At 69.0% G+C, this 11,597-nt stretch carries 13 protein-coding genes; 11 read left to right on the top strand and 2 right to left on the bottom strand.

All coding sequences use genetic code 11. The features are described 5' to 3' along the window. The first annotated feature begins 134 nt into the window (after positions 1 to 134). The 10 genes from ACFWHU_RS18390 to ACFWHU_RS18345 all read left to right on the top strand — a co-directional run bounded on the left by ACFWHU_RS18390 (position 135) and on the right by ACFWHU_RS18345 (position 9,663). Positions 135 to 1,148 carry a FecCD family ABC transporter permease gene (locus ACFWHU_RS18390; RefSeq protein ID WP_387225703.1) on the top strand — a complete coding sequence of 338 codons (1,014 nt, stop codon included), beginning with the start codon at positions 135 to 137 and terminating at the stop codon, positions 1,146 to 1,148. 1 nt (position 1,149) lies between these two features. Beyond that, positions 1,150 to 1,923: an ABC transporter ATP-binding protein gene (locus tag ACFWHU_RS18385; RefSeq protein ID WP_385792215.1), complete on the top strand. Its 774-nt coding sequence runs from the start codon at positions 1,150 to 1,152 to the stop codon at positions 1,921 to 1,923. A 66-nt stretch (positions 1,924 to 1,989) separates the two neighbouring features. Beyond that, the gene (locus ACFWHU_RS18380; RefSeq protein WP_385792216.1) at positions 1,990 to 2,991 is read left to right on the top strand and encodes an ABC transporter substrate-binding protein; all 1,002 of its coding nucleotides are present in this window, start codon (positions 1,990 to 1,992) and stop codon (positions 2,989 to 2,991) included. Between the two features lie 207 nt (positions 2,992 to 3,198). Next, positions 3,199 to 4,758 (top strand): cryptochrome/photolyase family protein, encoded by a 1,560-nt coding sequence (locus ACFWHU_RS18375; protein ID WP_387225622.1) that lies wholly within the window; start codon positions 3,199 to 3,201, stop codon positions 4,756 to 4,758. Positions 4,759 to 4,987: 229 nt separating this feature from the next. Then, a complete protein-coding gene (locus tag ACFWHU_RS18370; protein WP_385792218.1) occupies positions 4,988 to 5,584 on the top strand; it encodes a hypothetical protein in 597 nt (198 codons plus the stop codon). Between the two features lie 371 nt (positions 5,585 to 5,955). Then, the gene (locus tag ACFWHU_RS18365; RefSeq protein WP_387225620.1) at positions 5,956 to 6,900 is read left to right on the top strand and encodes a DUF5996 family protein; all 945 of its coding nucleotides are present in this window, start codon (positions 5,956 to 5,958) and stop codon (positions 6,898 to 6,900) included. 112 nt (positions 6,901 to 7,012) lie between these two features. Next, a complete protein-coding gene (locus ACFWHU_RS18360; protein ID WP_385792220.1) occupies positions 7,013 to 7,477 on the top strand; it encodes a VOC family protein in 465 nt (154 codons plus the stop codon). 192 nt (positions 7,478 to 7,669) lie between these two features. After that, on the top strand, positions 7,670 to 7,918 hold the full coding sequence (locus ACFWHU_RS18355) for an SCO4226 family nickel-binding protein (protein WP_385792221.1): 249 nt from the start codon (positions 7,670 to 7,672) through the stop codon (positions 7,916 to 7,918). A 187-nt stretch (positions 7,919 to 8,105) separates the two neighbouring features. Then, positions 8,106 to 8,888: a polysaccharide deacetylase family protein gene (locus ACFWHU_RS18350; protein ID WP_387225618.1), complete on the top strand. Its 783-nt coding sequence runs from the start codon at positions 8,106 to 8,108 to the stop codon at positions 8,886 to 8,888. Positions 8,889 to 9,030: 142 nt separating this feature from the next. Further along, positions 9,031 to 9,663 carry a DUF2461 family protein gene (locus ACFWHU_RS18345; RefSeq protein ID WP_385792224.1) on the top strand — a complete coding sequence of 211 codons (633 nt, stop codon included), beginning with the start codon at positions 9,031 to 9,033 and terminating at the stop codon, positions 9,661 to 9,663. 59 nt (positions 9,664 to 9,722) lie between these two features. Here the strand turns inward: ACFWHU_RS18345 and ACFWHU_RS18340 are convergent, their stop codons facing one another. Continuing rightward, the gene (locus ACFWHU_RS18340; protein ID WP_385792225.1) at positions 9,723 to 10,289 is read right to left on the bottom strand and encodes a dihydrofolate reductase family protein; all 567 of its coding nucleotides are present in this window, start codon (positions 10,287 to 10,289) and stop codon (positions 9,723 to 9,725) included. 151 nt (positions 10,290 to 10,440) lie between these two features. Here ACFWHU_RS18340 and ACFWHU_RS18335 point away from each other — a divergent pair, with 151 nt between their 5' ends. After that, positions 10,441 to 10,875 carry an NUDIX domain-containing protein gene (locus tag ACFWHU_RS18335; RefSeq protein WP_387225615.1) on the top strand — a complete coding sequence of 145 codons (435 nt, stop codon included), beginning with the start codon at positions 10,441 to 10,443 and terminating at the stop codon, positions 10,873 to 10,875. Here ACFWHU_RS18335 and ACFWHU_RS18330 read toward each other — a convergent pair. Continuing rightward, positions 10,861 to 11,532, bottom strand: a complete 672-nt coding sequence (locus ACFWHU_RS18330) for a hypothetical protein (RefSeq protein ID WP_387225613.1) — start codon at positions 11,530 to 11,532, stop codon at positions 10,861 to 10,863. The genes ACFWHU_RS18335 and ACFWHU_RS18330 overlap by 15 nt on opposite strands. Positions 11,533 to 11,597 lie beyond the last annotated feature (65 nt).

The raw sequence follows: 11,597 nt of genomic DNA, 5'->3' as shown, positions 1-11,597 counted from the left end.
TACCCACAGACACGTTCACGCCGGTGGAAGTCCCGGAGGCGGGCACTTCCGCGATCCCGGCCCCCGCGACTCCGACTCCCGAGAAGCCCGCCGCCGTCGCGGGGCGGCTCCACCGTCCGGCGGCCGTCGCGGCCATGTGCGCGGCCCTCGCCGTACTGCTGTCGGGCTCCGTACTCCTCGCCATCAGCCTGGGCCCGGCGCCGGTCCCGCCCGCCGACACCGCTCGCTTCCTGTGGGCGGCGCTCGCCGGAGGCCGCGTGGAGGCGGCCGACATCACGACGTACCAGATCATCTGGGAGATCCGCACCCCGCGCGTACTGCTCGCCGCCCTGGTGGGCGCCGGGCTGAGCGCCGTCGGTGTCGCCGTCCAGGCGATGGTCCGCAACGCGCTCGCCGACCCGTTCGTCCTCGGCGTCTCCTCCGGAGCCTCCGTCGGCGCCGTCGGTGTCACGGTCACCGGGGGGCTCGCCGGGCTGGGTCTCCACGCGGTGTCGACCGGGGCGTTCGCGGGCGCGCTGTTCGCCTCCCTCCTCGTGTACGTCGCCTCCTCGCGCGGCGGCGCCCTGTCACCGCTGCGGCTCGTACTGACCGGCGTCTGCGTCTCGTTCGGACTCCAGGCCGTGATGAGCGTGATCATCTACCTCGCGCCGAACGGCGAGGCGACCAGCACCGTCCTGTACTGGACGATGGGCAGCTTCGGCGCGGCGAGCTGGGCCGCCCTGCCGGTCGTGACCGTGACCGTCCTGCTCGGCATCGCGGTGCTGCACCGGCAGAGCCGTTCCCTGGACGTCCTGGCACTCGGCGACGAGACCGCGGTCAGCCTCGGCATCAGCCCCGACCGGCACCGGCGGTTCCTGCTCGTCCTCGCCTCCCTGCTGACCGGGGTCATGGTCGCCGTCAGCGGCGCGATCAGCTTCGTCGGACTGGTCATGCCCCACCTCGTACGCCTGGTGGCCGGCGCCGGACACGCACGGGTCCTGGCTCTCGCGCCCCTGGCCGGGGCGGTCTTCATGGTGTGGGCCGACCTGATCGCCCGCGCCCTCGCCGCCCCGCGCGAACTGCCGCTCGGCGTCATCACCGCGCTCGTCGGAGTACCGGTCTTCATCACCCTGATGCGCCGCAAGAGCTACCTCTTCGGAGGCCGCTGACATGGAACTCTCCCTCGACGGCGTGACGTTCGCGCTCGACGGCAGGACCCTGGTGCGGGACCTGTCACTGCACGTCGGCACCGGCCAGGTGATCGGTCTCGTCGGCCCCAACGGCAGCGGCAAGTCCACCGCTCTGCGATGCGTCTACCGCGCGCTGAGACCCACCGGCGGAACGGTGCTCGTCGACCGGCGCGACCTCTCCTCGCTGACCTTGCGGGAGAGCGCGCGGGCCCTCGCCGCCATGACCCAGGACAGCTCCGTCGACCTCGACTTCACCGTCGAGGAGGTCGTCGCGCTGGGCCGGGCCCCGCATCTGCGCGGCAACCAGAACCTGAGCGAACGGGAACGGGACCTGGTGACCGGCACCATGGCCCGCCTCGACATCGGCCATCTCGCCCATCGCGGGATCCTGACCCTCTCCGGCGGCGAACGCCAGCGCGTCCTGGTGGCCCGCGCCCTGGTCCAGGAGCCCAGGATCCTGGTCCTGGACGAGCCCACCAACCATCTCGACATCCGCCACCAGATCGAACTGCTCTCCCTGCTGCGCGGATCGGGCCTGACCGTCCTGGTCGTCCTGCACGACCTCAACCTCGCGGCAGCCGCCTGCGACCGGCTCGCCGTCCTCTCCCAAGGGCGCCTCGTCGCCTCGGGCACCCCCGAGGAGGTCCTCACCGCCGAACTCCTGCGGGAGGTGTTCGGCGTCCGGGCCGATGTCGTACGCCACCCGCACACCGGCGATCCCCAACTGCTGTACGTACTCCCAACTCGCCCCTGAACAGTGCCCATGAACAGCGCCCGTCAACAGAACTCATCAACGGCACTCATGAACAGAGAGAGACCCATGTCCCCACGTCCCGCGCTACGCCGCCCCGCCCTGCTGGGCTCGGCCCTGACCTTCGCCGTCCTGCTGAGCGGCTGCGGCGCCGACATCGAGACCGACACCAAGGCCGACGCCGAGGTCAAGGTGCGCCGGTGCGGCGAAGCCGTCCCGTACACCGTCCCGAAGAAGGCCGTCGCCTACGAAGGCGGCAGCGCCGACAAGCTGTTCAGCCTCGGCCTCACCGACCACGTACTCGGTTACGTCATGCCCCCGGCCAACCCGCCGGTGAGCGAATCCCCTTGGGCCGCCGAGTACGACAAGGTCAAGATGCTCAGCGACGACCTGCTCAACAAGGAACTCGTCGTCTCCCACAAGTCGGACTTCGTCGTCGCCGGCTGGAACTCCGGCTTCAGCGACCGGCGCGGCATCACACCCGAGATCCTCGACAGACTCGGCATCCAGAGCTTCATGCACACCGAGAGCTGCTACAACTACCCCGGCTTTCCTGAGAAGACGGCCCCCTTCGACGGCCTCTACACCGACCTCGAACGGCTCGGCAGCATCTTCCGCGTGGAGGACAGGGCGACCGAGGTCGTCGACGCCCTCAAAGAGCGCGTGAACAAGGTCAGTGCTGCCGCGCCGAAGACCGACCCCCTGCCGGTGTTCCTCTACGACTCCGGCACGGACCAGCCGTTCACGGCCGGCAGTCAGGTCCCGCCCAACGACATCATCAAGACCGCCGGGGCCCGGAACATCTTCGACGGCCTCGACGAGCGCTGGACCCAGGTGAACTGGGAAGCCGTCACACGGGCGGCACCCGAGGTGATCATCATCCTCGACTACGGCGACCAGCCGGCGAAGGAGAAGATCGACTTCCTGAGGAAGTCACCTCGCACCAGCGAACTTCCGGCCGTGCGGAAGAACCAGTTCTTCGTCCTCGACTACAACGAGGGGATCAGCGGCCCCCGGAACATCGACGGCCTGGAGAAGTTCGCGTCCTACCTCAGCTCACTGAATCGCTGACTCCGCTCCGAGCCGACGGCCGGGGGCGGGCGGGGACGCCGCGAGGGTCCGACGGAGTGTCGGCGTACGGGTGCGGGTGGAGGCTGACAGCATCGGTCGGGCGGGAGATCCGGTGATCCCCGCGAGCACCGCCCCAGTGCGTGGGCCACCTCTCCGGCACCAAGGTCCTGTCCCCGCGCGGGGCAGCGACTGCGAGAGGCGAAACCCATGGCGCCACGCCCCCACTGGCTGTTCGGGGACCAACTCGGTCCGCATTTCGTCAATCCACGTCACGGCGGCCCCGACGCCCGGGCACCGGTGATCATGATCGAGTCGCGGTCGGTGCTGCGCCGGCGCCGTTTCCACCGGGCCAAAGCCCATCTGGTGCTCTCGGCGATGCGGCACCGTGCCGCCGAACTCGGGGACCGGGTCACGTATGTCCAGGCCGAGACGTACGCCGAGGGCCTGGAGAAGGCCCTCGGCCACCCGTCCTCCCGGTCGTCCCGCCGGCCGGCCGCTCATGACGGGGACGCGGGTGACCGGCTGACTGTCTGTCACCCAACCTCGCGCCGGGCGCTGGACTTCGTCCACGCGCTCAAGGGCGTTGAGGTCCTGCCGGCGAAGGGCTTCATGGTGAGCCATGACGACTTCGCGGGGTGGGCCGGGCGCGGCGGCGGACAAGCTCTGCGGCTGGAAGGCTTCTACCGCTGGATGCGCGGACAGCACGACCTGCTCATGGACGGCGACGAGCCCGCCGGCGGGCGGTGGAATCTCGACCACGACAACCGAGAACCCCCGCCGCGCGGGCAGGAGACGCTCGACGTCAGGGGCCCCTGGCGACCGCGCGAGGACGCCATCGACGAGGAGGTCCGCCACGACCTCGACCGCTGGGAACGCGACGGCGCCGTCTCCTTCGTGGGCCGCGACGGCCCCAGGCGCTTCCCCGCCACCCGGCGCGAAGCGCTGTCCGCGCTGCGGCACTTCGTCACTCACCGGCTGCCGGACTTCGGCAGCCACGAGGACGCCATGCTCGCGGCCGACCCCGTGATGAGCCACAGCCTGCTGTCCGCGCCCCTGAACCTCGGGCTCCTCGATCCGGCCGAATGCGTGGAACGCGCCGAGCGGGCCTACCGCGCCGGCGACGCGCCCCTCAACAGCGTCGAGGGTTTCGTACGGCAGATCGCCGGCTGGCGCGAGTACGTCTGGCATCTCTACTGGCACTTCGGCGAGGACTACCGCCACCGCAACGCGCTGCGCCACAACACCCCGTTGCCGGACTGGTTCCTCGACCTGGACGCCGACGCGGTCACCGCCAACTGCCTGTCCACCGTGCTCGCCCAGGTGCGGGACACCGGCTGGACCCACCACATCCCCCGCCTGATGGTGCTCGGCAGCCGCGCCCTCCAGGACGGCTGGGACCCGGCGGCCGTCACCGACTGGTTCCACCGCTGCTTCGTCGACGGCTACGACTGGGTGATGCTCCCCAACGTCGTCGGCATGTCCCAGTACGCCGACGGCGGCCTCATGACCACCAAGCCCTACACCTCCGGCGGCGCCTACATCCACAGGATGAGCGATCTCTGCGGCCCCTGCGCCTACCGCCCCACCGACCGTACCGGCGACCGCGCCTGCCCCTACACCGCCGGCTACTGGGCCTTCCTGCACCGCCACCGCGACCGGTTGGCCGCCAACCACCGCATGGCCCGCGCGGTCAAGGGCCTCGACCGCCTCAAGGACCTGCCGGAACTCCTCGACACGACCGCACGACGCGGCGACACCCCACCCTGACCGGTCCCCGACCTGTCCGTGGGCATTCGACTAAGTCCGTTCCAATTTCACTTCCCGACTGAATTAGTAACAGAGAACTCCGCCGAATCGGGCTACCGGAATAAATTACCCACCGAGGGCTGACCAGCGCTGTCGCGACCCTCAAGTGCCCGGTAACGGGAACTGGTTGACCGTTCTCGTGATAGAGTCTTATTGAATTCACAGGACGCCACGAAAAAAGGGGAATGGCGTGAATACCGAGAAGGTTACGGCTCGACGTCTTACGGCCGAAGAAGTTTCGGAGTTGGGCCTCCAGGACGGCATCTTCGTCTCGGCAGAGATGGATGGCCTTCCTCTCGACTGCTACGCCCCGGCTTTCCTCACGGAGCCGGGTAAGAATTTCGAGGGAGGGTCCTTCACCGCGAGGACGGCCTTCGGCCAGGAAATCCACGTCCTCCCGGACAATGCCGAAGAGCGCGGCATCTGGATTGCCGACAAGGCGGGGGAGGAAATCGAGGTCCTCCAGGGCGCCGGCGTCCTCCTGAATCTCGCCCTCTTCGTGCCCAACGGAAACCTGGAATCCCTGGATTCGCTCTACGCCGCCGCCCGGGACGCCTTCGGCGCGGGAATCGTCCAGCGCTGGAACGAAGAAGTCGTCGCGGTACCGGACGTCAAGGTCGACCTGTTCGAGGAGCCGGCCCGCGGCCGCAAGAACGCGAGCAGCCAGCGCGACCGCCGCGCCCTGGACATCTACCCGACCCGAGTGCGATTCCTGGAGCCCAGCGAAGGCTGGAAGTTCATCGTCGAACCGCACAAGGAGGTCGTCGATGACACCCCGACGATCTGACCTGACACCAGGCTAGAACCCACGCCGGCAGCGCAAGCTGCCGCCGGCTCGACCAGACGCTCGGCTGGGGAACCCCAGCCGAGCGTTTTCGCGTGAACGGCGCGGGATTCCGGGTGCCTGTACTGCCTCATCGACGCGACGATCCTTTCCTCACACGCGGTCCTCAGCAGGCCCGCGTGCGAGTGCGGCGGTGACGGTGAGGGCGGTGCACAACGACGGCCCGCACGCCCCCCACCCCGCCGGAGTTGCGGGGGAGCGGAAGGCTGCGCAAGGTGGACGAGACGGGGGTGCCGCCGCGGCGAACGGCCCCGGCTTGAGCCGACGGCGTACGCGGGGAGTTGTCCGACGCTGCCGAGCAGAGGACCACGATCATGGGAACCACGGAAACCTCCCGCACCCGTTCGGCGTGGCCGCGGTTGCGCGTCGACGATTGGGCCGAGACCCGCGAAACGCTGCACATGTGGGTCCAGATCGTGGGCAAGGTCCGGCTGGCACACGCCCCGCTGCTCAACCACTGGTGGCAGGTGGCCCTTTACGTGACTCCCCGAGGGCTGACCACCTCCGCCGTTCCCTACGGCGTCGGAGCCTTCGACATCGAGTTCGACTTCGTCGACCACACGCTGCGTCTGCGCACCAGCGACGGCGGTTCCCGCGCCATCCCCCTGAAGTCCATGCCGGTGGCCGACTTCCACGCCCTTGTCGGGCAGGCGCTGGATGAGTTGGGCGTACCCACGACCATCCAGGACCATCCGAACGAGGTCGAGCCGGCGGTCCCGTTCTCCAAGGACTACCAGCACCACACCTACGACCCGCGTGCGGCGCATCTGTTCTGGCGCCAACTCCTCCAGGCCAACCGTGCGTTGGGCGAATTCCGTGGACAGTTCGTTGGCAAGGTGAGCCCGGTGCACTTCTTCTGGGGTGCCATGGACCTGGCGTGCACCCGCTTCTCCGGACGCGGCGCCCCCACCCATCCCGGAGGCGCCCCGAACTGCGGTGACTGGGTCATGGTGGAGGGCTACTCGCACGAGCTGAGCAGTTGCGGGTTCTGGCCCGGCGGCGGGGACGAAGGGGCCTTCTACTCGTACGCCTACCCCGAGCCGGCCGGGTTCGCCGACAGCCCGGTCACCCCGTCGGATGCCTTCTACAGCAGGCAGAACGGGCAGTTCCTGCTCCCGTACGAGGCGGTACGCACCGCCGACGACCCGGACCGCGCACTCGCCGGCTTCCTGCGCAGCACGTACGTGGCAGCCGCGGACGGGGCCGGCTGGGACCGGGCGTCACTGGAGACGGACCCGGAGCGCTGGACGGACCGGTGAGCGTCCGCGGCAGAGCAACGGCCGAGCAACCGGGCCAGAGGAACAGCGTTCGAGCTGGGGCGGAGGAACCGCGGCCGAGCGGACAACGCACCCGAGCGGAAGGACGACTCTCATGACTCCCCGTGACGACTGGCCGACGCCCGCGCAGGGCCTGGTGCTGACCCACTTCCTGACCGTGCGGGACGTCGCGATCTCCCGTCGCTTCTACGCCGACGTGTTCGGCGGGCAGGTGGTGCTGGAGGAGAACCCCTGCATCGTGAAGATCGCCAACGGCTGGATCATCATGAACCCGGGCGGCGGCCCCACACCCGACAAGCCCGACGTCGTCCTCACCGCCCCCGAACCCGGTGACCCCGTGTCCTCCTTCCTCAACGTGCGCGTCGCCGACATCGCGGCCTTCTACGAGCAGGCGGTCGCCAAGGGCGCGCGATTCCTCACGGAGCCGCTCGACCGCAAGGCCGAACTCCGCTGCTACATCAGGGACCCGGACGGCTACCTGATCGAAGTCGGTCAGGCCACCGGCATGCTGGAGGGCACCTTCGCGGATCGCACCGACCCGCCGGGAAGCAGGACGTGACGTCCCTGGAGGCGGCCGGAGCCCGGACACGATCGGGCACCGGGTGAATCCTCTGCGTGGCCGGTCCGGGTACCTGTCGGCCAGAATTCGCCCCCACGGCCGTACAAGCGCACGATGGAAGTGGCGCCTCCGGCAAGGGCACGTCGCAATTCTGGACGCCGGGGCGTGAACGCAGGAAGGAGGTGCGACGGCATGACCCAGTTCATGGACGTCCACCACGGTATGAAGGGCATCACCGCGGACCAGTTGAGGCAGGCCCATTCGGCCGACGTCGCCATCGAGACAGAAGAAGGCGTCCACTTCGAGAGGGTCTGGGCCGACCCGCAGTCCGGCACGGTCTACTGCCTCTCCAACGCCCCCTCGGCCGAAGCGGTCCAACGCATCCACGGCCGAACGGGCCACAAGGCCGACGAGATCCACTCGGTCCCCCTGAGCGTGTAAAAGTATCCCCCCACCCCTCCGCCCCCCCCACAGCGTCTGCCGCCCTCGGGGGGTCCCGGAACTCCCGCGTTTGTCGCCGGCCCCCTGCGGATTCGTCCGTGATCGGTAACAGAGGGATCTTGCAGGGGCGTTCGCATGTCTCCATGGGTGCACGGCATCGGCGGAGACAGCGAAGGGGTGGGCGGACATGGCAAGGCACAAGGGAAGGGGATGGCACGGCCGGCTTCTCGCGGCGGCGCTCGGGGTGACGGCGGTGGCCGCGGCCACCTCGATGTGGAGCGCGCAGGCCAACCCCACGGGAGGGCGGCAGGCGCAGGCACCCGTCTCGGTGCCGGACGACCCGAGCGAGGACCGGAAAGTGGCCAAGGTCGCGGCGGACATCGCGCACGCCTCGGACCGCGGCCCCCAGGGCGTCAACATCACCATCGACGACGGACCGGACCCGGTCTGGACGCCCCAGGTGCTGCAACTGCTCAAGGACAGCGGTACGAAGGCCACGTTCTGCATGGTGGGCACACAGGCCCAGGCGCACCCGGACCTGGTCAAGGACGTCGTGGCGGCCGGGCACCGACTGTGCAACCACACGGTCTCGCACGACACCACCATGGACACCAAGTCCGAGGCGTACCAGTCCAAGCAGATCCTGGACGCCGAACGCATGATCACCAAGGCCTCAGGTGGCGTCCGGCCGGAGTACTACCGTGCTCCTGGTGGTGCTTTCACCCCGTACAGCCGGGAACTCGCCGCGTCCCGGGGGATGCGGCCGCTGGGCTGGAACGTCGACTCCAAGGACTTCGAACGCCCCGGCGCGGACACGATGGTCGCCACCGTCAAGAGGGAGATCCCCAACGGCCCGACAGTCCTCTTCCACGACGCGGGAGGCGACCGCTCCCAGACGGTGGCAGCTCTGCGCGAGGTGCTGCCCTGGCTGCGCGAACAGGGATACTCGTTCGGCTTCCCGGTCCGGTGAGCGGGTCCGCCCGCCGATGACGGGTGCAAGCCTGAACACCCATCCGTCATTTGGGCCGGTAGTCCCAGAAGCAGTGGGCACACGCGCCGCGACGCCCGTCTCACTCTCCGCGCGCGGATCATGAGTGAGCTACCATCCGCGCATGCCAGGACAGTTCACCGGCTGGCCGGAGCAGGCCATGGACGTGTTGTGGCAGCTCCAGGGCGAACCGGCCCACGCGACCCGCGAGCGCTGCCGCGCGGACCGCGAACGCCTGGTCCGGCAGCCGATGATCGCCCTTCTCAACGAGGTCGCGGACACCGACCCCCGGTACGAGGACTTCTCCGTCTGGCACTACCGCACCGACTCCTGGTGGTGGCAGCACCAGGGCGCGGTGATCCGGCTCGGCCGCAAGATCGAGATCGGTCTGCGGTTCTCCCTGGACGGCCTGCGGATCCAGGGCGCCTGGTGGTACCCCGATCCCGGCCAGGTGGACATGTTCCGCAAAGCCGTGGCCTCCGAGGGGAGCGGCCGCGAACTGTCCGCCATCGTCGATGACGTGCGGAGGAAGGGCTACGACATCTCCGGGGACGTGATGAAACGCCCCCCGCGCGGCTATCCGCCGGACCACCCCCGTACGAACCTGCTGCGCCACCGTTCGCTGATCGCCGCCCGTCCCCTCGGCTGCGAGGAGTGGCTGCACACCCCCGAGGCGGTCGACCGGGTCCTCTCGGCCGCCGCCGACCTGGACACCCTGCTGATGTGGCTGGTCCGCCACGTGAAGCGCGCCGCCTGACATCGCGAGGGCGCCGCGCGGCACGGGAGGAACCACACCCATGCCGCCGGCGCCCGCGCTCAGCGCCTCGTCTCGTACCTGCTCAGGACCACGCCGCCGGGAAACGTCCGCGTCTCAACCAGGTTCAGGTTCACCCAGCTGTCCAGCGCGGTGAAGAACGGCGTGCCGCCGCCCACCAGGACCGGCACGGTGGCCAGCATGTACTCGTCGATCAGCCCGGCCCGCATGGCCGCCCCGGCGAGCGTCGCGCCACCGATGTCCATCGGGCCGCCGTCCTCGGCCTTGAGCCGGGTGATCTCGGCGACCGCGTCACCGGTGACCAGGCGGGTGTTCCAGTCGACCTTGTCGATCGTCGAGGAGAACACCACCTTCGACATGTCCCGCCAGCGGCGCGCGAACTCGATCTCCGCCGGGGTGGCGCCCGGCTGCTGGTCGCCGGTCGGCCAGTGAGAGCTCATCGTCTGCCACAGCTTGCGCCCGTACAGCGTCACGTCGGTCGCCGGCAACTGGTCGGACCAGAACTGGAACAGCTCGTCGCTCGGCGGTCCGCCCCAGCCGATGTCGTCGCCGGGCGCGGCGATGTAGCCGTCCAGGGACACGTTCATGCCGTACATCAGTTTCCGCATGGCGCCAGCCTTCCGTGAGTCGGTCTCACGCGTACAGACCGGCGCGCCGCGGGAAACTCATCGGTGCGCTACAGCTCGGCGCCCGAATCCCTCCGGTACCAAGCGGGCAATGAGCGTTCCTCGCGAGATCGAACGAGCTATCTTCGCGAGCATGAAGACCCGGCGCAACGTCCGCGCGGTTCTGCTCGATGGCGATCACCTGGTATTTCTGCGTCGGGGATGGCCAGGTGGCTCTTCATACTTCACGACCGTCGGCGGAGGCGTCGAACCGGACGACGCGGATCTTGAAGCCGCCCTACGCCGCGAGGTGATGGAGGAGATCGGTGCCACGATCGGACCTGTCACCGAGTTCCTGACGCTGACCGAACCAGGCGAGAGAGTCACCGTCGTACAGCACTACTTCCGTGCCGACGTGTTGGACATGGATCCGGACCGCCGCAACGGCCCTGAGATGGTTGATCCCGATGTAGGCGACTTCTCGCCGGTCCGAGTCGCCCTGGACGCATCGGCCTTGGCAGCGCTGGAACTTCAACCGAACGAACTCGCTGCTTACTTGTGCGAGTACGTCAGATCATTGAGCGCCTGAACGACGGTCACGGCCCTGTGGAGTGAAGGTGAGGCTGTCGGCGAAGTCGCCGTCGCCGTCGCCGTCGCCGCATCGCACGGCGAGCAGCAGCGGTTCCTCGTGGCCCGGCCGGTCCTGGAGTCCGGGGTCGGTGCCGTTCCACAGGTGGAAGGCCACCATCGGCTGGGCGAGATCGTCGGTCAGGTAGCCGAGCGTCTTGCCGTAGCGCGGATTGTTGCCCCCGATCTGGATCGACGGTGGGCCGAAGGCCGCGGTCACGTCCGCCCACGACCGGTCGTGCTCGGCCCACGGGCCGACTTCGTCACGCAGTACGGCGTATGTCTGAGCGTCCAGCACACGGTCGGGCTTCAACCAGCCTTCCGCGCGGGCGAACTCGGCGTAGACGGAGGACGCGCCGAGGCTGTGCTCGGACGGAAAGTAGGAAGCGAACGCCCCCTCGACCCCCGTCGAACTCCACAGCCCCCGCCGCCTCCAGCGATCCCGCTGCTCCTCCCACACCTCGAACCTCTGCTCCAGGACGAGGAGGTGGCCGATCAGGAACCACATGCTCATGTCCAGCTTGCCGTACATGCCCACCCTGCGGAGCGCGAGGTTCAGTTCGTCCACGAGATAGCTGTGCATGTCCTCGGATGACGCGAGCGTCCGATCGGTGATCACCCGGACAGTGTCACGCAGGCCGTCGAGGACTGTCGCGGGAATCCGGACGACAAGTCCGGGAGAGC

Source organism: Streptomyces sp. NPDC060366 (genome assembly GCF_042725135.1).
Lineage (GTDB): Bacteria > Actinomycetota > Actinomycetes > Streptomycetales > Streptomycetaceae > Streptomyces.
Note: the sequence above shows the minus strand (reverse complement) of the source record. Positions and strands in the feature narration are given on the sequence as shown.